This is a genomic window from Novosphingobium sp. 9, assembly GCF_025340265.1.
In the GTDB taxonomy this organism is placed as follows: domain Bacteria; phylum Pseudomonadota; class Alphaproteobacteria; order Sphingomonadales; family Sphingomonadaceae; genus Novosphingobium.
Window position 1 is genome coordinate 1,192,618 of record NZ_CP022707.1, and the last position, 24,458, is coordinate 1,217,075.

General features: G+C 66.2%; 17 protein-coding genes, 1 pseudogene and 1 riboswitch. Of the genes and pseudogenes, 8 read left to right on the top strand and 10 right to left on the bottom strand.

Features of this window, described 5'->3' with window-relative positions:
- Positions 1 to 41: 41 nt before the first annotated feature.
- A complete protein-coding gene (locus tag CI805_RS06035) occupies positions 42 to 2,198 on the top strand; it encodes a prolyl oligopeptidase family serine peptidase (RefSeq protein WP_409934939.1) in 2,157 nt (718 codons plus the stop codon).
- Between the two features lie 115 nt (positions 2,199 to 2,313).
- Complete coding sequence (locus CI805_RS06040) at positions 2,314 to 2,979, top strand: hypothetical protein (RefSeq protein WP_260927151.1); 666 nt, start codon at positions 2,314 to 2,316, stop codon at positions 2,977 to 2,979.
- A gap of 152 nt (positions 2,980 to 3,131) precedes the next feature.
- On the opposite strand, the gene CI805_RS06045 is transcribed toward CI805_RS06040, so the two are convergent.
- The 9 genes and pseudogenes from CI805_RS06045 to CI805_RS06085 all read right to left on the bottom strand — a co-directional run bounded on the left by CI805_RS06045 (position 3,132) and on the right by CI805_RS06085 (position 14,589).
- Positions 3,132 to 3,557 (bottom strand): VOC family protein, encoded by a 426-nt coding sequence (locus CI805_RS06045; RefSeq protein WP_260927155.1) that lies wholly within the window; start codon positions 3,555 to 3,557, stop codon positions 3,132 to 3,134.
- Positions 3,558 to 3,620: 63 nt separating this feature from the next.
- Complete coding sequence (locus CI805_RS06050; protein ID WP_260927160.1) at positions 3,621 to 4,379, bottom strand: CPBP family intramembrane glutamic endopeptidase; 759 nt, start codon at positions 4,377 to 4,379, stop codon at positions 3,621 to 3,623.
- 310 nt (positions 4,380 to 4,689) lie between these two features.
- The gene (gene lpdA, locus CI805_RS06055; protein WP_260927161.1) at positions 4,690 to 6,090 is read right to left on the bottom strand and encodes a dihydrolipoyl dehydrogenase; all 1,401 of its coding nucleotides are present in this window, start codon (positions 6,088 to 6,090) and stop codon (positions 4,690 to 4,692) included.
- Between the two features lie 108 nt (positions 6,091 to 6,198).
- Positions 6,199 to 7,434: a 2-oxoglutarate dehydrogenase complex dihydrolipoyllysine-residue succinyltransferase gene (gene odhB / locus CI805_RS06060; protein WP_260927165.1), complete on the bottom strand. Its 1,236-nt coding sequence runs from the start codon at positions 7,432 to 7,434 to the stop codon at positions 6,199 to 6,201.
- 8 nt (positions 7,435 to 7,442) lie between these two features.
- Positions 7,443 to 10,303, bottom strand: a pseudogene (locus CI805_RS06065) (2-oxoglutarate dehydrogenase E1 component).
- 230 nt (positions 10,304 to 10,533) lie between these two features.
- Entirely contained in the window at positions 10,534 to 11,424 is an 891-nt protein-coding gene (sucD, locus tag CI805_RS06070; RefSeq protein WP_260927168.1) for a succinate--CoA ligase subunit alpha, read from the bottom strand.
- Between the two features lie 40 nt (positions 11,425 to 11,464).
- The gene (gene mdh / locus CI805_RS06075; RefSeq protein ID WP_260927171.1) at positions 11,465 to 12,427 is read right to left on the bottom strand and encodes a malate dehydrogenase; all 963 of its coding nucleotides are present in this window, start codon (positions 12,425 to 12,427) and stop codon (positions 11,465 to 11,467) included.
- A gap of 388 nt (positions 12,428 to 12,815) precedes the next feature.
- Positions 12,816 to 13,154, bottom strand: coding sequence for a hypothetical protein (locus CI805_RS06080; RefSeq protein WP_260927173.1), 339 nt, complete (start codon positions 13,152 to 13,154; stop codon positions 12,816 to 12,818).
- Positions 13,155 to 13,368: 214 nt separating this feature from the next.
- Positions 13,369 to 14,589, bottom strand: coding sequence for a cell wall hydrolase (locus CI805_RS06085; RefSeq protein WP_260927185.1), 1,221 nt, complete (start codon positions 14,587 to 14,589; stop codon positions 13,369 to 13,371).
- A 198-nt stretch (positions 14,590 to 14,787) separates the two neighbouring features.
- Positions 14,788 to 15,017: riboswitch (cobalamin riboswitch) on the top strand.
- 105 nt (positions 15,018 to 15,122) lie between these two features.
- Here CI805_RS06085 and CI805_RS06090 point away from each other — a divergent pair.
- From CI805_RS06090 to CI805_RS06105, 4 genes are read left to right on the top strand one after another with little or no spacing between them, the layout of a single operon-like run.
- Positions 15,123 to 17,030 (top strand): TonB-dependent receptor plug domain-containing protein, encoded by a 1,908-nt coding sequence (locus CI805_RS06090; RefSeq protein ID WP_260927187.1) that lies wholly within the window; start codon positions 15,123 to 15,125, stop codon positions 17,028 to 17,030.
- A 58-nt stretch (positions 17,031 to 17,088) separates the two neighbouring features.
- On the top strand, positions 17,089 to 17,970 hold the full coding sequence (locus CI805_RS06095) for an ABC transporter substrate-binding protein (protein ID WP_260927189.1): 882 nt from the start codon (positions 17,089 to 17,091) through the stop codon (positions 17,968 to 17,970).
- Entirely contained in the window at positions 17,967 to 18,932 is a 966-nt protein-coding gene (locus tag CI805_RS06100) for a FecCD family ABC transporter permease (protein ID WP_260927191.1), read from the top strand. Before CI805_RS06095 ends, CI805_RS06100 begins: the two co-directional genes overlap by 4 nt.
- Complete coding sequence (locus CI805_RS06105) at positions 18,929 to 19,666, top strand: ABC transporter ATP-binding protein (RefSeq protein ID WP_260927193.1); 738 nt, start codon at positions 18,929 to 18,931, stop codon at positions 19,664 to 19,666. Before CI805_RS06100 ends, CI805_RS06105 begins: the two co-directional genes overlap by 4 nt.
- Before the next feature lie 109 nt (positions 19,667 to 19,775).
- On the opposite strand, the gene CI805_RS06110 is transcribed toward CI805_RS06105, so the two are convergent.
- On the bottom strand, positions 19,776 to 20,810 hold the full coding sequence (locus CI805_RS06110; RefSeq protein WP_260927194.1) for a bile acid:sodium symporter family protein: 1,035 nt from the start codon (positions 20,808 to 20,810) through the stop codon (positions 19,776 to 19,778).
- A 41-nt stretch (positions 20,811 to 20,851) separates the two neighbouring features.
- On the opposite strand from CI805_RS06110, the gene CI805_RS06115 reads away from it, so the two are divergent.
- Positions 20,852 to 21,745: a LysR substrate-binding domain-containing protein gene (locus CI805_RS06115; protein ID WP_260927196.1), complete on the top strand. Its 894-nt coding sequence runs from the start codon at positions 20,852 to 20,854 to the stop codon at positions 21,743 to 21,745.
- A gap of 359 nt (positions 21,746 to 22,104) precedes the next feature.
- Entirely contained in the window at positions 22,105 to 24,429 is a 2,325-nt protein-coding gene (locus CI805_RS06120) for a TonB-dependent receptor (protein ID WP_260927198.1), read from the top strand.
- Positions 24,430 to 24,458: the final 29 nt, after the last annotated feature.

A 24,458-nucleotide genomic window follows, 5' to 3' on the forward strand; every position in this document is an offset into this window, starting at 1 on the left:
AGAGAAACGGTCGCGAGCTACCCGCTCGCGGCCGTTTTTTCATGTCCACCGGAAGCGACAGGGCAGGGCTTGCCAGCGCCGGGGCGCGAGCCCATCTGGTCTGCACGATGACCCAGATCCCCTATCCCCAGACCCGCCGCGACGATACGCACGATACCCTGTTCGGAGAGACCGTCGCCGATCCCTACCGCTGGCTTGAGGCCGATGTGCGCAACGATGCGGGCGTTGCCGAATGGGTGGGCGAGCAGAGCCGCACCACCGAAGCCTATCTGGCGAGCCTGCCGCAGCGCGACGTCTTCGCCGCGCGGATCAGGGCGCTGTTCGATCACGAGCGTTTCGGCGTGCCGGTGCGCAAGGGCGGGCGCTATTTCTTCTCGCACAACACCGGGTTGCAGCGCCAGTCGGTGCTGTGGCTGCGCGACAGCCTCGATGGCGAGGGCCGGGTGCTGATCGATCCCAATGGCTGGTCGCAGGATGGCGCGACGGCGCTGTCCGAATGGCTGCCGAGCGAGGACGGCTCCAAGCTGCTCTACGGCATCCAGGATGGCGGCAGTGACTGGCGCAAGGCCCGCGTGCGTGATCTGGAGACCGGTGAGGACCTGCCCGAGACGCTGGAGTGGATGAAGTATTCGCTCGGCGCCAGCTGGGCGAAGGACGGTTCGGGCTTTTTCTATTCGCGCTATCCCCAGCCTCCCGCGGGTGAGGAGTTCCAGGCGATCACGCAGGATCACGCGGTCTACTTCCACCGCCTCGGGACGCCGCAGGCCGAGGATCGACTGATCTACGCAACGCCCGAGCAGCCGACGTGGAGCCATTATGCTGGCGTTACCGACGATGGCGACTGGCTGGTCGTCACCACCTATGAAGGTACGGACAACCGCTATCGCATCACGCTGATCGACCTGACCCGGCCTGAAGCAGCCCCGCGCACCGTCGTTCCGGCGCTGGAGAACATGTGGAGCTATGCGGGCAATCAGGGCACGCGATTCCTGTGGGTGACGGACCGCGCCGCGCCGCGCGGCCGGATCGTGGCGATGGATGTCGCCAGCGCCGAAGCGGGACCGGACACGGTCGAGGAACTGGTGGCTGAGCAGGATGCGACGCTGGAAGGCGCCGGGCTGGTCGGCGGCGCGCTGATCGCCAGCTATCTCGTCGACGCGCGGACCGAGATCCGCCGCTTTGCGCCCGATGGTACGCCGTCGGCGACGGCGATCGACCTGCCGGGCATCGGCACCGCCAGCGGGTTTGGCGGCACGGCGGCCGATACCGAAACCTTCTACGCCTTCACCAGCTTCAACTATCCCACGACGATCTTCCGCTACGATATCGCCAGCGGCGAGAGCACCGTCTGGGCGCAGCCGCAGGTGGCGTTCGATCCGGCGGACTTCGTGGTCGAACAGCGCTTCTTCGCCTCGAAGGACGGGACGAAAGTGCCGATGTTCGTGCTGCGCAAGGCGGGCGCGAGCGGCCCGGCGCCGACGCTGCTCTATGGCTACGGCGGCTTCAACATCTCGCTGACACCGAACTTTGCGGGGTCGCGGCTTGCCTGGGTCGAGGCGGGCGGGGTCTATGCGGTGGTGAACCTGCGCGGAGGCGGCGAATACGGCAAGGCCTGGCACGATGGCGGGCGCCGCGCGAACAAGCAGAACAGCTTCGACGATTTCATCGCGGCAGGCGAATACCTGATCGCCGAGGGGATCACCGCCAAGGACGGGCTCGGGATTCAGGGCGGCTCCAACGGAGGATTGCTGGTGGGCGCGGTGACGAACCAACGCCCGGATCTGGTCGCCTCGGCGGTGCCGCAGGTGGGCGTGATGGACATGCTGCGCTTCAACCGCTTCACGGCGGGCCGCTACTGGGTGGACGATTACGGTCATCCGGATCGCGAGGAGGACTTCCGCGTGCTGCGCGCCTATTCGCCCTATCACAACGTGCGGGAAGGGGTGCATTACCCTGCCGTACTGGTGACGACCGCAGATACCGACGACCGCGTGGTGCCGGGCCATTCGTTCAAGTATGCCGCTGCGCTCCAGTCCGCCGAAATCGGACCACGCCCGCACCTGATCCGCATCGAGACGCGGGCCGGGCACGGCGCGGGCAAGCCGATCGACAAGGCGATCGAGGAGGCTGCGGACGTACTGGCCTTTACCGCGCAGTGGACGGGGCTCGATGTATCCGGCAGCGTTGCGGCTGACTGACGGTCGGGCTACCATCGCATGGTTCATGGCGCCGCAAGCAAGGTTTGCGCATACTTTCCGGTATTGCGGCGCCGTTTCGATTCGCTTTGAAGTTCGCCGCCAGAGGTATTGGCCCATGTCGTTTCTGCATTCGCGTACTGCTGCTCTGCTTGCCGCCACTGCGGCGCTGACGCTGACGGCGACCCCGGTTCTCGCGCAGCCGGGGCCCTACTGGCATCACCACCATCACGGCGATGGCGGTGCGGGCCTGCTCGCGGCGCTGCTGATCGGCGGTGGTGTCGGCGCCATCGCGGCGACGGCGGCAAACAACGCGAACAAGACGCCGCCTCCGCCACCAGCACCGCCGGTGTACAACTACGAGACCCCGCCGCCCGCTGCGGTGCCGGCGCCGTCAGGCGTGCCGGCCTATCCCGGCGGTCCGCTGCCGGGTGACGACAACCGCCCCGTCTACGTGCCGCCACAGGCCGACAGCGCCGGGTTCGCGCGCGCTGCGCCTTACACCGGCCCCAACAGCAACGCGCCGTCCGGTACGGAACAGGATGCGGATGCCGATCGCTCCGGTCATGGTGAAGCGGTAGGCTTCGATGGCGCGGTGGACTCGTGCTCGTCGGAGATCGATCATGACGGGCAGTCGATGGGCAAGGTCGACAATGTCGGCAGTGCCGAAGACGGCGGCTATCGCGTCGAAGGCCATATGAACGACGGCAGCAACTTCGCCTGCACGATGGACGGTGATGGGCGTATCCGCACCGCCACAGTGAACGGTCACGCGGTAGATTAACGGGACAAACGCTGAGTTGGCCGTCACACGATGGCCACGATTGGCGGCTATATCGTGATTCACGTCAGATGATGACGAATCCCCCGGATCGCCGCCATGGTTCATGGCGGCGGTCTTGATTCAGAGCCGGGGTGATTATCGAGGTTCAGGCCTCAGGCCGTGGCGAAAAGCTGGTCGAGATCGGCGAAGGCCTTCATCTCGATGGCGTTGCCGGAAGGGTCGCGGAAGAACATCGTCGCCTGCTCGCCGACCTTTCCGGCAAAGCGCACGTAGGGCTTGATCCCGAAGTCCACGCCCGCCACCGTCAGACGGTCGGCCAGTGCCTGCCAGTCTTCCTTCTCCAGCACGATGCCGAAATGCGGCACCGGCACGCCGTGCCCGTCGACAGGGTTTGCGCCGACGGGGCCTTGCGCCATTTCAGGCACGAGGTGGGCGACGATCTGGTGGCCATAGAAGTCGAAATCGACCCAGGTATCCGCACTGCGCCCCTCGCGACAGCCGATGAGATCGCCCCAGAAAGCACGGGCGGCAGCAAGATCGTGGACGGGGAAGGCGAGATGGAAGGGGCGAAGCGACATCTTGGGCAGCACTCTTTCAAAGGTAGAGGGGATTGTGTCACCGCGTCGATACTGATGCAATCCTCAGCTTCGGCGCAGCAGCCGCTTCAGGCCCATGCCGAGGGCAGGGCGGATGACCAGCCCGATCACGTCGATGGTCACATGCACGGCAATCGCCAGCCACAGATTGCCGCTGATCGCGTAGATGGCGGTCAGGAGCAGTCCGGCAAAGCCTACCGCGAGCACACCCACCCAACCCTGATAGACATGGCAGGCGGCAAAGATCACGCAGGACACCAGCAGGCCCGCCGTCAGCGGCAGGCCCAGCGCGGCGAGGGCATGGGGAATTTCGCCCCGGAACAGCATCTCCTCGCCCAGCCCCGCACCGATCGCGAGGAGCAGCGCATAAGGCAGTTCCGCCGGGCTTTGCGGCAGCAGCGCGGTGAAGTTGCCCAGCACCAGCCGCCGCTTCCAGCGAAACAGGATCGGCAGGGCTTCGAGGACGACGATGGCAATCGTCAGGGTCACGGCCATCGAGGATAGCAGCGACAGGTCGAAATCGTCCGGTGAGGCGCCGGTGAGCGTGGCTGTCAGCCGTGCGGCAGGGACTATGGCCTCTCCGGGGTTGAAGGCGCTGTGCAGCAGCCCGGAGAGCGTCAGGGCGAGGAAAGGCGCGACGATCATAGTCTTCCACTGCTCCACCAGCTTGTCGCGAAAGAACTGGCGGCGGTTCAGCGGTCCCTGCCGCGTGCGCAGCGCTGCGGTCGCCGATAGGCCACGGCGGATGTAACGCTGGAGCAGGACAAGGCAGACGAGAAGGGCAACGGCAGTGACGAAGGTCATGCCCTGTTCGATGGGCGAGACGGGCCGGAATTACCAGAGGGGATAGGGCGGCGTTCCCTTATCCGTTCGTGTCGAGCGTAGTCGAGACACGGTAGCGCAGGTGTCTCGACTACGCTCGACACGAACGGGGTACAGGCTGGCGGGGGCAAGCTGGGTTCTGCCGGGAGAGGCGCGGATATGAGCCCCGGAACGGCAAACGGCGCACGCCGGGACGAGGACCGGGTGCGCCGTCAGTACGCCGTGCCAGACGCAGGTAATCGCAGGCACGGGATGCAGCGGAGCGCACAAGGGCGCTCCGCCGGGATCGGGATCAGATGTGGATCGGCTTGCCGCGGACGGCCATGGCCGCTTCCTTGATCGCTTCCGAGTGGGTCGGGTGCGCGTGGCAGGTGTAGGCGATGTCTTCCGAGGTCGCGCCGAATTCCATGGCCTGCGCGGCCTGGCCGATCATCGTGCCCGCCACCGAGGCGATGCACCACACGCCGAGCACGCGGTCGGTATCGGCATCGGCGATCACCTTCACGAAGCCATCGGGCTCGTGGTTGGTCTTGGCGCGCGAGTTCGCCAGCATCGGGAACTTGCCGACCTTGATCGCACCGCGCTCCTTGGCGGCTTCCTCGGTCAGGCCCACGCCTGCGAATTCGGGCTGCGTGTAGACCACGCCGGGGATCACGTCGTGGTTCACGATGCCGGTCAGGCCCGCAATGTTCTCGGCCACGGCAATGCCTTCGTCCTCGGCCTTGTGCGCCAGCATCGGGCCGGGGATCACGTCGCCGATCGCCCACACGCCATCGACCTTGGTGCCGAAGTCGTGGTCGGTTTCGATCTGCGCGCGCTGGTTCAGCTCGATGCCGATCTTGTCGAGGCCGAGGCCTTCGGTGTTCGGACGACGACCGATCGAGACGAGCACGACGTCGGCCTCGATCACTTCGGCGTCACCGCCCTTGGCGGGCTCGACCGTGATCTTCGCGCCGTTGCCGACGACTTCGACGCCGGTCACCTTGGTGCCGAGCTTGAGCGTCATGCCCTGCTTCTTGAAGATCTTGCCGGCTTCGCGGCGCACTTCGCCGTCCATGCCCGGAAGCAGCTGGTCGAGGAATTCGACCACGGTGACTTCCGCACCGAGGCGACGCCACACCGAGCCGAGTTCGAGGCCGATCACGCCGCCGCCGATCACGACCATCTTCTTGGGAACCGAGGCCAGCTCCAGCGCGCCGGTGCTGTCAACGACGATGCCCTTGGCATTGTCGATCTCGACGCCCGGAAGCGGGGTGACCGACGAGCCGGTGGCGATGACGATGTTCTTGGAGGTCACGGTCTTGCCCGCAACCTCGACGCTGTGCGCGTCCTTGAACTGGGCGTAGCCCTTCAGCCAGTCGACCTTGTTCTTCTTGAACAGGTACTCAATGCCGCCGGTCAGGCCCTTGATCGCCTCGACGCGCTGGCCCTGCATGGTATCGAGGTCCAGCTCGGGCTTCACCTTGATGCCCATCGCGGCCATCGAGCCGCCTTCCTTGGCGGCCTCGAAGTATTCCGAGGCGTGAAGCAGGGCCTTCGAGGGAATGCAGCCGACGTTGAGGCAGGTGCCGCCCAGCGTCTCGCGGCCTTCGGCGCAAGCCGTCTTCAGGCCCAGCTGTGCCGCGCGGATCGCTGCGACATAACCGCCGGGGCCGGCACCGATGACAAGAACGTCGTAATCGTAATCAGCCATTGTTGGCCTCCCAACGCTCGTGCATCGCACTATGGCACGAGCGGTATTGATCGTTTCAGCGCTAGAGAAAACCCCGCCCGACCGGTGGGGCGGGCGGGGCCTTGAACCTTAGAGGTCGATGAGGAGACGGGTGGGATCCTCGATCGCTTCCTTGATCGTCTTGAGCGCGGTGACAGCCTCGCGACCGTCGATGATGCGGTGATCGTAGGACAGCGCGATGTACATCATCGGGCGGATCACGATCTCGCCGTTACGCACGACCGGACGGTCCTCGATGCGGTGCAGGCCGAGCACGGCCGACTGCGGGGGATTGATGATCGGGGTCGACATCAGGCCGCCGAACACGCCGCCGTTCGAGATGGTGAAGGTGCCGCCGGCCATGTCGGCCATGGTCAGCGTGCCTTCCTTGGCCTTCTTGCCGAAGCCGGCAATGGCCTTCTCGATGCCTGCGAACGACAGCTTGTCGCAGTCCTTCACGACCGGGACAACGAGGCCGTTCGGGGCCGAGACCGCGATCGAGATGTCGACGTAGTCGTGGTAGACGATCTCGTCACCGTCGATCTGAGCGTTGACCGCCGGAATGTCCTTGAGCGCCAGCACCGAAGCCTTGGCGAAGTAGGACATGAAGCCCAGCTTGATGCCGTGCTTCTTGGCGAAGATGTCCTTGTACTTGTCGCGCGAGGCGATGACGGCGGACATGTCGACGTCGTTGAAGGTCGTCAGCAGCGCGGCGTTGTCCTGCGCGGACTTCAGGCGCTTGGCGATCGTCTGGCGCAGGCGCGTCATCTTCACGCGCTCTTCGTTGCGGGCCGAGGTGGCGACCGCAGCCGGAACCGAGGCAGCAGGCGCTGCCGAGGCGGGCTTGTTCTTGGCGGCCTCAAGGACGTCGTCCTTGGTGATGCGGCCGTCCTTGCCGGTGCCCTTGATCGAGGTGGGATCGATGCCATGCTCCAGCACCGCGCGGCGAACCGCGGGCGAAAGCACCGAGGCACCGGCCGAAGCCTCGTCCGAAGCGGCAGGTGCCGCCGGGGTGACGGCAGCGGCGGGCGCCGGAGCCGAAGCCGCAGGAGCGGGAGCAGCAGCCTTGGGGGCGGCAGGCGCGCCCGAGCCTGCCTCGATCGTGGCGATCAGCGCGCCGACGACGACGGTGTCGCCCTCGGCTGCCATGTGCTGGCCCATGACGCCCGCTTCGGGCGCCATGACGTCGATCGCGACCTTGTCGGTTTCGAGGCTGGCAATGGGTTCATCGGCGGCAACGGCTTCACCGGGCTGCTTCAGCCACTGGCCGATGGTGGCCTCGGAGACGGATTCGCCGAGCGTGGGGACCTTGACTTCAATGGACATGATTTATCTCAAGCCTTCTGCTTGCGACGGAGTTCGGAACGGACGGAAAGGTGCAGGGCATCGGCAACCAGCGCGGCCTGTTCGGCAACGTGGCGCTTGGCGAGACCCGTGGCCGGCGATGCGGCAGCGTGACGACCGGCATAGCGCGGACGCGGGCTGGCGACACCGGCCTTGATCGCGGCGGCCTCGATCTGCGATTCGACGAAGAACCAGCCGCCGTTGTTCTGCGGCTCTTCCTGGCACCAGACGATCTCTTCGAGGTTGGGCATGCGCGACAGGCGCGCGGCCAGCGGCTCGCCCGGGAAGGGATAGAGCTGCTCGATACGGATGATCTGGGTGTCGTCGATCTCGTTCTCGTCGCGCGCCTCGATCAGGTCGTAGAAGACCTTGCCCGAGCACAGGATCACCTTCTTGGTCGCGGTGTCTTCCGGCGCCTTGGGGTCCGAAAGGATGCGACGGAAGTGGTTCTCGCCGGTGAACTCCGAAGCGGCCGACTTTGCCAGCGGGTGGCGCAGCAGCGACTTGGGCGTCATGATGATCAGCGGCTTGCGGAACGAGCGCTTCATCTGGCGGCGCAGGACGTGGAAATAGTTCGCCGGCGTCGTGATGTTGCAGACCTGGATGTTGTCCTCTGCGCAGAGCTGCAGGTAACGCTCCAGACGCGCCGAGGAGTGCTCGGGGCCCTGGCCTTCGTAACCGTGCGGCAGCAGCATGACGAGGCCGTTCGCGCGCAGCCACTTGGATTCGGCAGCGGCGATGTACTGGTCGATCACGATCTGGGCGCCGTTGGCGAAGTCGCCGAACTGGCCTTCCCAGAGCACCAGCGTCTTCGGATCGGCGCTGGCATAGCCGTACTCGAAGCCGAGCACGCCATATTCCGACAGCGTCGAGTTGAGCACTTCGAAGCGACCGTGCGGCAGCGTGGTCAGCGGGGTGTACTTGTGCTCGTCCTTCTGGTCGACCCAGACGGCGTGACGCTGCGAGAAGGTGCCGCGCTCGCAGTCCTGACCGGACAGACGCACGCCGTAGCCTTCCGAGACGAGGCTGCCGAAGGCGAGGGCCTCGGCGGTCGCCCAGTCGAAGCCTTCGCCCGACTTGAACATCTCTTCCTTGGCGGAAAGGACGCGGGCGAGGGTTTTGTGGACGGTGAGGTCCGCCGGGATCGTCGTCAGCGTGCGGCCGAGGCTGTCGAACAGCTTGGGCTCCAGCCCGGTGTCGACGCTGCGGCGCGCGGTTTCGGGATCTGCGGGCTTGTTGAAGCCGCTCCAGCGACCGCCGAACCAGTCAGCCTGATTCGCCTTGTAGGTCTTGGAGGCCTCGAACTCCTCGTCGAGGTGCGCGGTGAACGCGCCTTCGGCCTGCGCGAGGAAAGTGCCGTCGATGACGCCTTCCTTCTCCAGACGCTCGGCGTAGATCTTCGACACCGGCGGGTGCTGGCGGATCTTCGCGTACATCAGCGGCTGCGTGAAGCCGGGCTCGTCGCCCTCGTTGTGGCCGAAGCGGCGATAGCACCACATGTCGATCACGATGTCGCGGCCGAAGGTCTGGCGATAGTCGATCGCCAGCTTGCACACGAAAGTCACGGCGGCGGGATCGTCACCGTTGACGTGCAGGATCGGCGCCTGAACACCCTTGGCGATGTCCGAGGGGTAGGGCGAGTTGCGCGCGAACTGCGGGCTCGTCGTGAAACCGATCTGGTTGTTGATGACGAAGTGGATGCAGCCACCGGTGTTGTAGCCCTTGACGCCCGAGAGGCCGAAGCACTCCCAGTTCACGCCCTGGCCAGCGAAGGCGGCGTCGCCGTGGATCAGCACCGGCAGAACCTGCTTGTGCTTGGCGCCGGGGCCGACGTCGTCACCGATGTCGTCGTGGAACACCTGATAGGCGCGGGTCTTGCCCAGCACCAGCGGGTTCACGGTTTCGAGGTGCGAGGGGTTCGGCATCAGGCTCATGTGAACCTTCACGCCGTCGAAATCGCGGTCGGTCGAGGTGCCGAGGTGATACTTCACGTCGCCCGAGCCACCCACGTCTTCCGGGTTGGCGGTGCCGCCCGAGAACTCGTGGAAGATGACCTTGTAGGGCTTGGCCATCACGTTTGCGAGGACGTTCAGGCGGCCGCGGTGGGCCATGCCGTAGACGATTTCCTTCACGCCCGTGACGCCGCCGTACTTGATGACGGCTTCGAGCGCGGGGATCATCGACTCGCCGCCATCAAGGCCGAAGCGCTTGGTGCCGACATACTTCTTGCCGAGGAACTTCTCGTACTGCTCACCGCGCACCACGGCCTGAAGGATCGCCTTCTTGCCTTCGGGGTGAACTCGATTTCCTTGTCCGGACCCTCGAAGCGCTCCTGCAGGAAGCGGCGCTCCTCGACGTCCGAGATGTGCATGTATTCCAGGCCGACCTTGCCGCAGTAGTTGGCGCGCAGGATCTGCACCAGCTCGCGCACCGTCGTCCATTCAAGGCCAAGGTTGCCGCCGACGAAGACCGGACGGTCCAGCGCGGCGCCGGTGAAGCCGTGGTACTCGGGCGTGAGGTCGGCGGGGAGCTTGGCGCGGGCGAGGCCCAGCGGATCGAGATCGGCGGCGAGATGACCGCGCACGCGATAGGTGCGGATCAGGTTCATCGCGCGAAGGGCGTCGGCAGCGGCCTGATCGAGGCTGGCCTGATCGACCTTCTTGGCCTCGCCGCCGCCCTTGGCGGCCGACTTCTCGATCGCGAGCTTGAGCGCGGAAGGATCGAGGCCCTGCGTCAGGTCGTCCTCGAACTCGGCGCCGACGAGCGGCCAGTTGCTGCGCTGCCAGCTGGGACCGGCCTGGGGGCCATCGAGGCCCTGGTCAGCGGTGAAGTCGAAACTCTCGTCGCCCATAAGTCACCTATCTGCGCGCCGGGGGGTGTGATCCGGACGCGGCTTCAAGTCTGTTATCCCGCGGATCAGGTGGGGGCCGTCACGGTTCCGGTCAATATCGCCGGAATGCGTTACCGGAGGCGCCTGCCGCCCTGGGTCCGCTGCAAAATCCTGTCCCGGCGTCTGGAAAGCACCGGCTTTTATGGTTCCGGTCGGCGGGAAGCGCTGCTCCCCGCCGACCGGACATCAGATCAGGCGTATTCCTTGAGGACGTCCACAAGGGTTTCGCCGAGCAGCGAGGGCGAGGGGCTCACGCGGATGCCGGCCTCTTCCATGGCTGCGATCTTGTCTTCGGCGCCGCCCTGGCCGCCCGAGACGATGGCGCCTGCGTGGCCCATGCGGCGGCCCGGAGGCGCCGTGCGACCGGCGATGAAGCCGACCATCGGCTTCTTGCGGCCCTTCTTGGCCTCGTCCTTGAGGAACTGGGCTGCTTCTTCTTCCGCGCTGCCGCCGATCTCGCCGATCATGATGATCGACTTGGTGGCGTCGTCGGCGAGGAACAGTTCCAGCACGTCGATGAAGTTGGTGCCGTTGACCGGGTCGCCGCCGATGCCGACTGCGGTGGTCTGGCCGAGGCCCGCGTTGGTGGTCTGGAACACCGCCTCATAGGTGAGGGTGCCCGAGCGCGAGACCACGCCGACCGAACCCTTCGAGAAGATCGAACCGGGCATGATGCCGATCTTGCACTCACCGGGGGTCAGGACGCCGGGGCAGTTCGGGCCGATCAGGCGCGACTTCGAACCCGAAAGCGCGCGCTTCACCTTGACCATGTCGAGAACGGGGATGCCCTCGGTGATCGCGATGATCAGTTCCATCTCGGCGTCGATCGCCTCGAGGATCGAGTCCGCAGCGAATGGCGGCGGCACGTAGATGCACGAGGCCGTCGCGCCGGTCGCGGCCTTGGCTTCGGCAACCGTGTTGAAGTTGGGCAGACCGATGTGGGTCGTGCCGCCCTTGCCGGGGGTCACGCCGCCGACCATCTGGGTGCCGTAGGCAAGCGCCTGCTCGGTGTGGAAAGTGCCGGTGGCACCGGTCATCCCCTGGGTGATGACCTTGGTATTCTTGTCGACGAGAATGGACATTAATCGGCTCCTTGGGGAGTCAGTGGTATATGTTCAGGGATCAGGCGAGCGAGGGATCGATGCCCTTGCAGGCCACGAGCAGTTCCTTGACCGCGTCGACCGAGACCTGGAGATTGGCCTTGGCTTCGTCGTCCAGCTCAATCTCGACGATCTTCTCGATGCCGTCGGCACCGATCATCGCCGGAACGCCGACGTAGAGGCCGTCAACGCCGTAGGCGCCGTCGACATAGGCCGCGACGGGCAGGATGCGCTTCTGGTCATTGAGATAGGCTTCGGCCATTGAGATGGCGGAGGCCGCCGGTGCGTAGAACGCCGAGCCGGTCTTGAGCAGGCCGACGATCTCGCCGCCGCCCGAACGGGTGCGCTGCACGATGGCGTCGATCTTCTCCTTGGTGGAGAGGCCCATCTTGATGAGGTCGGGAACGGGGATGCCGTTGACGGTCGAGTACTGGACGACCGGAACCATGGTGTCGCCGTGGCCGCCGAGCACGAAGGTGTTCACGTCGCGGATCGAGACGCCGAACTCCCAGGCGAGGAAGGTCGAGAAGCGGGCCGAATCGAGCACGCCGGCCATGCCGACGACCTTGTTCGCGGGCAGGCCCGAGAACTCGCGCAGCGCCCAGACCATCGCGTCGAGCGGGTTGGTGATGCAGATCACGAAGGCGTCGGGGGCGTTGGCGGCGATGCCTTCGCCGACCGACTTCATCACCTTGAGGTTGATGCCGAGCAGATCGTCGCGGCTCATGCCGGGCTTGCGGGCAACGCCTGCGGTGACGATGATGACGTCGGCGCCGGCAATGTCGGCATAGTCGTTGGTGCCGGTGATCTTGGCGTCGAAGCCTTCGACCGGGCCGCACTGCGACAGATCGAGCGCCTTGCCCTGCGGGAGACCTTCAGCCACGTCGAACAGGACGATATCGCCCAGTTCCTTCTGTGCGGCGAGGTGTGCCAGCGTGCCGCCGATGTTGCCGGCGCCGATGAGGGCAATCTTCTTACGAGCCATTTTGCGTTTTCGTCCTTCCCAAAGGCGGGACTGCCGGACCTGACAGCGATCTGCTTCGTCCCGCAAAGGCAGCCGCCGTTTGTTTCGGGAGCGGGCAGTACGCCCCTCACGCAGCTAATGCAACCGCGAAACGGCGCTCGAAAGCGGAGAATTCCGGAATTTACAGATAATGGTTCGCAATTGCAATAAGTGTTCAATTGCAAGCGGCAATGGCGGGAAACCGTGCGATTCCCGGCTCACCAAGAGATGCGCGCAGTTGCATCGGGACGCAACCCGTCTCGGATGAGGCGGGGGCGATCCGCGTCGGGCGGCGTTTGCTGCAACTGCCGTGGCGCCCTTCGCGCGCGTCGCGGTGGTGTGGTCGGCAGAGTCGCGCGGCGAAGGGGAATCAGGCGCGGGCGAATCCGCGGGCGGCGCGGCGGTCGAGCTGGCGGCAGATGTCGATCCAGTGGTCCGAGCGTGCCTCGTCGCCGTCGCGGCGGGCGGCTTCGGCACGCTCGCGGGCAATGCGCGCGGCAGCAAGGCCGTGGTCGGCGAAATGGCGCAGGGCGCGTTCGACCTGCGGATCGATCAGGGCCAAGGGAACTGGAGACGCGTCAGGCTTGCGCGGCATCGCAGCGTGCCGGACGGCATTGTCGTTGGCGCCGTTGAGGGGCGCACTGCCGCACAGGGTCCGGGCAATAGCCGGACTTGCCCCACCGAAGGCGGGGGAGAAGCGGATGGTCATGGCGTCGCGTACCCTGTCTTGCGGCCGATCGTTTATGGCCGGTTGTCTGTGATTGGCCCCGTTGAACCCCTCAGTAGCGCGGGAGGCGCTAAGCCTTCCTGCATGGGGATGGTTGACCAAATCTTGCCAGCCTCTCGCGCTTGCGATGAGATGAGTCGCCCATGCGTCGATCCGACCCGCGCGCAACTGTTCGGAAGGAAAGCGCAGTCGGGTGCTATTGTCCCGGTTGGGCGATCCAGCGGCCGGAATTGGCGTATTCGTCCTTTACGCCGGTGGTCTGCGGCAGGTTCTGCGCGCGGTACAGATCTTCGCCGCCGCGGGCGCGCACTTCGCTGGAGTAGAGCGGGGAGGGCGGTGTGGAGGACGGGGCGGGTGTCGTCATCGCGACCGGGCTGGCCGAAGCTGCGGGCGCAGGCGCCATCGCGGCATAGGCCTTCTGCAGGGCAACGGGATCGGAGGCCAGCGTATCGGCGGCCTGCTGGGCGGGCGTCTCCATCCGTCCGGGCACCGGCAGCGGCTCTCCGCCGTGATAGACGAAGCGAAAGGTTGCAGCGCCGCCTGCCGGGCCTTGCAGCGCGTAGAAGCGGTGCGCGCCGATGGTTTCGAGGTAATGCAGGCTGTCCGCCCAGTAGGGATGCACCTGGACCGTATGATAATGCGTGGCGAGGCCGATCGGGGCGTAGACGTAGCCCGCCAGCGCGGCAGCGGCCACGGCGCGGGCGCGGTCCCAGAACAGCGCCATCGGTTTGCGTGACAAGGAGCCGTCGCAGGTGAAGGTGAACTGGCAGCCGCCGCCCGCTCTCGTCGCGCCCTGATAGACCACGCCGCACACGGTGTTGGGGAAGGCGGGGTGCGCCACGCGGTTGAGCACGACCTGCGCCACTGCGCGCTGCCCGGCATCGGGCTCGCTCGCGGCTTCGTAATAGACCGCCTGCGTCAGGCACTGGAGCGCGCGCATGTGATCGAGCGGCGTATCGTCGATAATCATCGAGCGTGCCGCCGGGCCGGTGCTGCCAGGCAGGCCATCGCCGAGGTCTGCATCGGAATGGATGCCGTCGCCGATCTGCGGTGTCGGCGGGGCAAGGTCGAGGTAATAGAAGGCCGCGCCGGGGAACGAGCCTGCGGCGGTCTCGAACGGCATCGGCGTGACCTGCCGGCTGTCGTCCTCGGCGGCGGGTAGGCGGAAGGGCTGCCAGTCACCGGGCGCGGCGAAGGCGGGGATCGCCACAAGCGCGAGCGCGGCGCTTGCCAGCGACCAGCGGCGGCGCACGATGCGCTGACGACGGCGCCCGGTGCCGCGAACCACCCGTCCCGCGAAGTCGCGCGGGCGCGGCTCCCATGCCGGCGTTTCGGCAGGGGCGCCGTCAGCCTCGGGGAGCATCCTTGCGGGCGACGCGCTGCGCGCGAGGCCGGGAGGGAGCCAATGGGTCGTCACGTCTGCTCTTTGCGCTTTGCTTTCTGTTCGCGCTGTCTGCACGCCCTATACGCGTTCGGGAGCGCCTGCGCATCTGCGCGCAGCGGCCTGTCCCGAAGCTGCACAGTGTCGCTTTATGGCCGCGCTATACGCGCAAAGGTCTTAACGAGAGCCTCGCAAGGCACGCCCGCGCTTGCCAGATTCCGGGGCGGGCGGTAACGCGCATGTCACGTCATGGGTTTTCGCGGGTCGCCTTTCAGGGGGGAGGCACGCGGACTAAGAGGGAAGCGGGTGCGGGGATCGGTCCCCAAGGCCCGCGCTGTCCCCGCAACTGTGACCGGGGAGCCCGCGCTTCCATTCGGCCACTGGATCGTCCCTCGATCCGGGAAGGCGGCAGGCGCGACGATGATCCGGGAGCCAGGAGACCTGCCGATGACGGTCGTTCCGCGCCGGACGGGGAGTTCCGGAGATGCAGCGGGCACGCGCCGGGCAAAGCACCCGCGTGCGGCCTCCGCCATGAACGGCATATTCGTTCAGGTTTGGAGGACTATTACGTGAAGACCCTTTTGCTGCTCGGCACTGCGCTGGGCCTGTCTGCCGCTGCGCCTGCTTTCGCGCAGGATGACAACGCCGCGATCACCACGGCCGATGCCGTGCGCGACGATCACATCACCGTGCTCGCCACCGGCAGCGCCACCAATGTCGACAAGGCGGGCCAGCCCATCGACGTGATCGGCGCCGACGAGATCGACAGCGTGCAGGGCCCCGACATCACCCGCGTGCTGCAGCGCCTGCCCGGTGTGACGATTGCCAGCAACGGCGGCCTCGGTTCGGCGACCAGCCTGTTCGTGCGCGGCGCCAATTCGCAGCAGGTTCTGGTCATGGTCGACGGCATCCGCGTGGCGGACGTCGCGGCGACCGGTGGCGGCTACGATTTCGGCAACCTGATGACCGGCTCGATCGGCAAGATCGAACTGCTGCGCGGTTCGAATTCGGTGGTCTGGGGCTCGGATGCCATCGGCGGCGTGCTCAACGTGACCTCGCGCGATGTCAACGGCGTCGAGGCGCGCGCGGAATATGGCTCGCGCAACAGCTTCGACGGGCAGATGAGCGCTGGCGTGTCCGGCGATACCTACGGCGTCACGCTCGACGGCGGCTATACCCGCACCGACGGCATCTCGCAGGCCGCCATCGGCACCGAGGATGACGGTTTCCACCAGTGGCGCGTGGGCGGCCATGGCCATGTCGAGCTGATGCCGGGCCTCACCGCCAGCCTCGCCGGACGTTACACGCAGGGCAAGCTCGATATCGATGGTTATCCCGCGCCCAGCTACATCACCTTCGACGATACCGACGATTACCAGAAAACCCGCGAGATCGGCGGTCGCGGTGCGCTCGACTGGACCGGCGACACGCTGAGCCTCGGCGTCGCCTACCAGCTGTCGGACACCCGCCGCCGCTATTATGGCGAGAGCTACAACTATTGCGGTTCGGACAGCTGCTACTTCACCCATGGCCAGAGCCGCCGCGCCGAACTGACCGGCAGCTGGAACGCCTGGCGCGACCTGCGTCTGGACTTCGGGGCCGATCACGAATGGTCGCGCATGGACGAGAGCGACGATGCGCGCCATCACGCCAACCTCTCCAGCGCCCATGCGCTGCTCGGCTGGTACTCGCAGATCGTGAATCTGGCGGCGGGCGTCCGCTATGACGACCATTCGCGCTTCGGCGGCGCCTGGACCTTCGGGGCCAACGGTTCCGTTGCGGTTGTGGGCCAGTGGCGCGTGATCGCTTCGTATGGCGAGGGCTTCAAGGCCCCGTCGCTTTACCAGCTCTATTCGAACTACGGCGATACCTCGCTCAAGGCCGAGCGCAGCCGGTCCTACGATGCCGGGATCGAATATGGCGACCGCAACGGCCCGCTCTACTTCGCGCTGACCGGCTTCCGCCGCGATACCCGCAACCTGATCGACTTCGTTTCGTGCGTGGGTGACGAGCAGTGCGAAGCGCGCCCCTATGGCCTCTATGCCAATGTCGGTAAGGCGCGCGCGACGGGTGCGGAACTGGAGCTGGGCGCGCAGGTCTCGCCGGCGCTCCATGCCCAGGCGGTCTACACCTATACCAAATCGGTCAACCGCACCTCGGGCGATGCGAACGAGAGCCTCGACCTCGCGCGTCGTCCGCGCAATGCGCTCACGCTCTCGCTCGACTGGACCAGCCCGCTGCACGGCCTCAAGCTGGGCGGCGATCTGCGCATGGTCAGCGACAGCTGGAACGATGCAGCCAATACCACGCAGATCGACGGCTGGGCGACCGGCACGATCCGCGCCTCCATGCCGATCACCGACAAGGTGGAAGTCTTTGCTCGGGTCGAGAACGTGACCGACGTGAAGTACGAGCTTGTCACCGATTATGGCACGGCCGGACGCTCGGTGTTCGGCGGCATCCGCGTGACGATGTGATCCTGACGCCTCCCTTCGCCTCGCGCCGGGGGAGGCGCACGACCGGCGGCGGGCGCGCGTGCTGCGCCTGTCGCTGGGGCTTGCCGTCGCAGCATGCCTTGGTGGCGGGCTGTTCGGATACTGGTTCCGCGAACCCGTGCCGCCGCGCGCCAAGGCCTATCCTGCAATCGTTTCTATCAATCCCTGCACCGATGCGATCCTTGCCGAAGTGACCGTACCCGGCCAGTTGCGCGCAATTTCCGATTATAGTGCCGATCCGGCGTCGAGTTCGATGGACCTGGCGATAGCGAGGCGCTATCCCGCCATCGGAAATTCGGTCGAGGAAGTTATCGCGATGCAGCCCGATGTGGTGGTCGCGAGTTCCTTCCTTGCGCCGTCCACCCGTACGGCGCTTGAGGGATTGGGGATAAAGGTCGTGACGGTTCCCATTGCGTCCAGTGTGGCGCAGTCAGAAGCACAGGTGCGGATGCTGGCGGATGTCGCCGGCAACCGCGCGCGCGGCCAGGCACTGGTCGCGCGCATCGATCGTGCGCTCGCGGCGGCCGCGCCGCCTGCGGGTTCTCGCAAGGTCCCTGCCTTGATGTGGGAGACCGGCGGCATCGTTGCGGGCAGCGATACCCTGATTTCCGAGCTGATGGAGCGTACCGGCTTTTCCAATGCCGCGACCGCCGCAGGTTTTACACAGGCCGACTTCGTGCCGCTGGAGCAGGTGCTGGCCCATCCGCCGGGCGTGATTCTTGCGCAGAGCGGGCCGGAAGGCGTGCGTGACCGGATGCTCGACAGTCCGGTGCTTGACGAGCTTGCCGATACGCCGCGCGCGCAAGTGCCCGGCAACCTGCTGTGGTGCGGTGGCCCGACGATCGTGCGCGCTGCCCGGCGGCTGGCGGCGATCCGTCGCAGCGCGCCGGTGCAGGCCCTCGCAGCCGGGAGACATCCTTGAACGTCCGCCTGCTGCTGAGCCTGAGTGGTCTGCTGCTTCTTGCACTTCCGCTCTCGCTGCTGACCGGCCGGGTGTGGTTCAATCCCTTCGATCCCCACGTTAACCATGTTTCGACAATCCTGATGGACCTGCGCCTGCCGCGTGCGCTGCTGGCGGTGGTGCTGGGGGCAGGGCTCGGTACGGCAGGCGCCGCGATGCAGGGCTATCTGCGCAATCCGCTGGCCGATCCCGGCCTGTTCGGCGTGGCGCCTGCTGCCGCGCTGGGCGCGGTGCTCTCGTTCTGGACGGGGTACGCAGCGGCGCCCTTCACGCTTCCGATCTTTGCGCTGGCAGGCGGGGCGGGCGGCATGGCGCTCCTGGCACTGCTGGCGGGGCGAAGCGGCGGCATTGCGCTGTTCACCTTGGCGGGACTGATGATTTCCAGCCTCGCGGGTGCCTTGACCAGCCTTGTCATCAGCCTTTCGCCGTCGCCTTTCGCCGTCAGCGAGATCGTGACCTGGCTGATGGGGGCGCTGTCCGACCGCACTTGGGGCGATGTCGAACTGGCCATGCCGCTGACGGCGCTGGGCATTGGCGCACTGCTTCTGACCGGGCGCAGCCTTGATGCGATGACGCTGGGCGAAAGTGCGGCGCGGTCGCTGGGCGTCGATTTGTGGCGCCTGCAGGTCTGGTTGATCGTTGGCGTCGGGTTGACGGTGGGGGCAGGCGTTGCTGTGGCGGGCGTGATCGGTTTCGTCGGGCTTGTCGTGCCGCATCTGGTGCGCCCGTTTACCGATCGGCGCCCGTCCTCGCTGATGGTGCCGAGCGCGCTGGCGGGGGCGCTGCTGTTGCTGGTTGCCGACTGTCTGTGCCGGGTGATGCCGCTGAAGGGCGGCGAATTGCGGCTGGGCATTGGCCTGGCGCTGCTGGGCGCGCCGTTCTTCCTGCATCTGCTGCTGCGCATGCGCCGGGGGGCGATATGAGCCTCTCGCTGGCAGATGTGACGGTGCGCGGGCGGCTTGAGGGTATTTCGCTCGGGTTCGACCGCAATATGGTGACGGCGATCTGCGGCCCGAACGGCGCGGGCAAATCGACGCTGCTGGGTTGCCTTGCCGGGTTGATGAAGCCCGATTCCGGTGACGTGCTGCTTGGCGATGCACCGCTGGCGAAGATGGACTCGCTCGAACGCGGGCGCTGGATGGGCTATCTGCCGCAGGCGCCCGAAGTGGCGTGGGACGTCGCGGTCGAGACGCTGGTCTCGCTCGGGCGGCTGCCCTGGGTGGCTTCGTCGGCCAGCGAGGCGCAGGCGGCGATCGATGCGGCGATCCGGACGATGGACCTTGAAGCTTTGCGCCATCGCCCGGTCTCGCAGCTTTCAGGGGGCGAGCGTGCGCGGGCACTGATGGCGCGGGTGCTGGCGACGAAACCCGGCTGGCTGCTGGCGGACGAGCCGCTCGCCAACCTCGATCTCGGCCATGCGGCGATGACGATGCGCAAGATGCGCGAGCAGGCCCGAGCCGGGTGCGGCGTGGTGCTGGTGCTGCACGATCTTGGCAGCGCGATGAACTGCGCGGACCGGGTGGTCGTGCTTCAGGATGGTCGCGTCGCGGCGGACGGTCATCCCGACGATGCGCTGGCGAGCGATGTCATCCGCGAGGTCTGGGGCGTGCGCGCCCGCTGGCTGGGCGAGCAGGGCGCACGGGCGCTGGCGGTTTAGAGCATTTTCTAATCAGGTGGAATCACCTGATGACTCGGAAAATGCGGCTGGTCAAAAACCTGGAGTGGTTGATTCGGCGCAGCCGGATCGAAAACCGCTCTAACAGCGATTACGCCGGACGGGCGACGGCCACCGGCGCTTCCACTTCGGGCTCCTCTGGCCGTGCGCCATAGCGGCGGGCAAGCACCGCGCAGGTGAACAGCTGGATCTGGTGGAACAGCATCAGCGGCAGCACGATCAGGCTGACCGAGGCGGCGGGGAACAGGATCGTCGCCATCGGGATGCCGCTCGCCATGCTCTTCTTCGAGCCGCAGAAGACGATGGCGATCTCGTCCTCCTTGTTGAAGCCCAGCTTGCGCGAACCCCAGGTCGTCAGCGTGATGACGATTGCCAGCACCAGCGCGTCGATCACCAGAACCACGGCGAGGTCGCTCAACGACAGGCGGCTCCAGGCGCCGGCCACCATGCCGTGGCTGAAGGCGGCGTAGACCACCAGCAGGATTGAGCCGCGATCGACGATGGTGGTCAGCAGCTTGTGGCGGGTAATGAACTTGCCGATGAAGGGCCGCGCGATCTGGCCCAGCACGAAGGGCAGCAGGATCTGCATGGCGATGTCCTCGATCGCGCTGGTCGAGAACCCGCCAGACGCGCTCGACATCACCACCGCTGCCAGCAGCGGGGTGATGATCACGCCGATGAGGTTCGAGAACGAGGCGCTGCACAGCGCTGCCGCCACGTTGCCGCGCCCGATCGAGGTGAAGGCGATCGAGGACTGCACGGTCGAGGGCAGCAGGCACAGGAACACAAGGCCGTTCAGGATCTCGGGCGAGGCGATGGGGCCGAGCACGCCTTTCAGGCCCAGCCCGATCAGCGGGAACAGCGCGAATGTGGAAAGGAACACGGTCAGTTGCAGCCGCCAGTGCGACATGCCCGCCCAGACCGCCTGCGGGGCAAGGCGCGCGCCGTAGAGGAAGAACAGCAGGTCCACCGCCACATCGACGGCATGATCGGCGATCACCGCGCCGGTCCCGCGCGCCGGCAGGATCGAGGCCAGCGCGACGGTGCCGATCAGCATCAGCAGATAGCGGTCGATGTTCTTCAGCCGGGCCGCGATCCGCGCGCCGAGAGTGCGTTCCTGTGTCATGCCCGGTGGTGTACGCGCCGGCGTGGTCATGGACAATCGTGATGAAGCTGATAACTGTCATCATGATTATGAATAGCGTGTCTTCCATCCATCCCGATCTGCTGCGCGCACTGGTGGCCGTGGTGGAGGCGGGCAGCTTCACGGCGGCGGCGCGCAGTCTTTCGCTGCGCCAGTCGACCGTCAGCCAGCAGGTGCGGCGGCTGGAGGAGCAGGTGGGGCGGCGCCTGCTGCTGCGCGATACCCATCATCTGGCGCTGACGCCGGAGGGCAGCGCCTTCCTTGACCATGCCCGCCGCGTGCTTGATGCCTATTCGCGGATGGAGCGTCACCTGTCCGGCGCGCCCTTGCGCGGGCGGCTACGGTTCGGCGCTTCGGAGGACTTCGTGCTTTCGGCGCTGCCCGATGTGCTGGCGGCTTTCGCGCGGCGTCACCCGGAAGTCGATCTGGCGGTGACGGCAGGGCTCAGCGAGGATCTCTATACCGACTATGACGCCGGGCGCCTTGATATCGTGATGGTCAAGCGGCGGCGCGGCGATACGCGCGGCACTACCGTCTGGCGCGAGAAGTTGGCGTGGGTGGGGCGCGCCGACTTCGTGCTCGACCCCGAAAGCCCCGCGCCGATGCTGTTCTATCCGCCGCCCAGCGTCACCCGTGCGCTGGCGATCGAGGCGCTGGAGCAGGCCGGGCGGTCCTGGCGCCTTGCGTTCACCAGTGCCAATCTCTCCGGCCTGTTCGCCGCCGCGCGGGCAGGCGTCGGGGTGATGCCGCATTCGGCGCGCCTGTTGCCGGAAAGCGTCTCCGCGATCGACCGCGAAGGCTTGCCTGCATTACCCGAAATCGAGTTCGTGGTGCTGGGGCCGGGCGGTCGCCATGCCGTGGCCGAGGCGCTTACCGCCGCGATCCTGCAATGGGCGCGGGTGCCGGTTCGCCGGTGAACGTGCGGGCTACGCCAGCCGAAACGGCCAAATGGCGCGAATCGAGACCTGTTGCATCGCGGTAACGCCTCTTGTGCGATCCGGGTCTGCCGGACTGTCACGTCATAGTCGTAATACCGATCGGTATCTAAAAAAGTAACGGAAATCCGCAAGTTTCGGAATGTCGCGAGAAACAAGTGATGCGGTGTTGCCACACTGTATCGGCAAGTTTCCATTTGTTTGCACGAGCAACATAAGTGCCATAAATCGGGGGTAGCAACCCAAGCATGGGCTGCCTGCCCGGATAGAGGGGTTTCCTGGGGGATTTTCCGGGGGAATTGTCGCCCGGCAGGCGGAAATTCAGTTTCGTGAGGACTTGTATGAAAACCGTGATCCTGCGGCGCGCTCTGGCGTGCGGCGCTGCGCTGTGTGCGCTTTCGACCGGCGGCGTCGCTTTGGCGCAGACCTCCGCCGCGACCACCGCCAGCGCTGCCGCTGCCGACACCGCAGCGGCCGGCAATGGCGACAACAACGGCGGCGCGATCATCGTGACGGCCGAGCGTCGCAAGGAAAACCTCCAGAACGTTCCGGTTTCGGTCGGCGTGCTCTCGGGCGACGACATGAAGACGTTCGCGACCAACGGCGCGGACACGCTGCTTTCGCTCTCGGGCAAGGTTCCGGGCCTCTATGTCGAAAGCTCGACCGGCCGCATCTTCCCGCGCTTCTACATCCGTGGCCTCGGCAACGTGGACTATTACCTCGGCGCCTCGCAGCCGGTGGAAGTGATCCAGGACGACATCGTCATGGAGCACGTCGTCCTGAAGTCGAACCCGGTGTTCGACGTCGCGCAGACCGAAGTGCTGCGCGGACCGCAGGGCTCGCTGTTCGGCCGCAACACCACGGCAGGTATCGTCAAGTTCGACACCGTGCAGCCCTCCAAGACCTGGCAGGGCGATATCAACGCCAGCTGGGGCACGTTCAATTCGGTGAACGTCGAAGGCGGCGTCGGCGGCCCGCTGACCAAGGACGGCTCGATCAGCTTCCGCCTCTCGGGCCTCTACCAGCACCGCGACAACTGGATCGACAACACCTACACCGGCGTCAGCGATGACGGCACCGTGGGCGGCAAGAACGTCATGGGCGGCTTCAACGAGCGCGATGCGCGTCTGCAGGTGCTGTTCGACGAGGGGCCGCTGCAGGTCCGCGTCTCGGGCCATGTGCGCGATTACGACGGCACCTCGACCCCGTTCTATCGCGGTTCGATCATCAAGGGCACCAACTCGGTTCCCGACAGCTTCAGCCGCGGCGAGATCGCGCTCGACGAGGGCATGAACAACCCGCAGGCCGCGCGCACGCAGGGCTTCTCGGTCAAGGCCGACTACGACCTCGGCTTCGCCACGCTGACCTCGATCACCGGTTACGAGCACGCGCACGAGTGGAGCCGCGGCGACACCGACGGCGGTGCGGCGGCGTACTACAACAACGTGGGCTACGGCGAATCGCAGGGCAAGCTGCGCAGCCTCAACCAGTGGTCGCAGGAAGTGCGCCTGGCCAGCCCGACCAACCAGCCGCTGCGCTGGCAGGTCGGCGGCATGTACTTCGATTCGCGCGATTACACCGAGTTCGACCAGCGCGCCTACTTCCTGACCAGCGATGCCTTCGGCACCGCGCCGAACCCGAACAACTGGGTGCTGCTGCACAACGTCAACACCTCGTGGGGCGTGTTCGGTCAGGTTGCCTATGACGTCACCGATCGCCTGACGCTGACCGGCGGCTTCCGCGAATCGCAGGACATTCGCCACACCACGCTGCTCAAGGCGAACAACGTCGCTTCGGGCACCGGTACTTTCGCCGTGCCGGACGTGCGCCTGTCCAGCACCAAGCCCAGCTTCGATGCCACCGCGCTCTACAAGCTGGACCCGGACGTCAGCCTCTATGCCCGCATCGCGCGCGGCTTCCGCGGGCCGACCATCCAGGGCCGCTCGGCCGTGTTCGGCTCGCCGTTCACCACGGCGAACTCGGAAACCAACACCAGCTACGAAGCCGGTGTGAAGACCACCTTCATGGGCGGCCGTGCGCATTTCAACTTCGACGGCTTCTACTATGTCGTGAAGGACATCCAGCTGAACGGCAGCGATGAGAACGGCAACACCGTGCTCTTCAACGCCAACAAGGCGCAGGGCTACGGCATCGAGGCCGCGCTCGACATGTCGCCGGTCGAGGGGCTCACCTTCAACGCCGGCCTCAGCCTGCTGCACACCGAGATCGACGACAAGAACGTCTATGCGCAGGTCTGCGCGCTGAGCGGCCAGATGGTCTGCACCGTGGAGAACCCGGTCACGCAGGTCGGCTCGAACTACTTCGCGCAGATCGACGGCAACCCGCTGCCGAACGCGCCGAAGTGGAACCTCAACTTCTCGGCCCGTTACGAGCACCCGGTCGGCCCCGGCACGGCCTTCATCTCGACCGACTGGAACGCGCAGGGCTACACCAGTTTCGTGCCGTACAAGTCGGTGGAGTTCAGCTCGAAGGGCAACTTCGAGGGTGGCCTGCGCGTCGGTTACGACTACCAGAACTGGGAATTCTCGGTCTGGTCGCGCAACATCACCAACGAGAAGAACCTGCTCGGCGTGCTCGATAACTACATGGCCGGCGTCTACAACGACCCGCGCACCATCGGCGCCTCGATCAGCTTCAAGTACTGAGGCCTGACAGCATTCTGACAAGGCGGGCC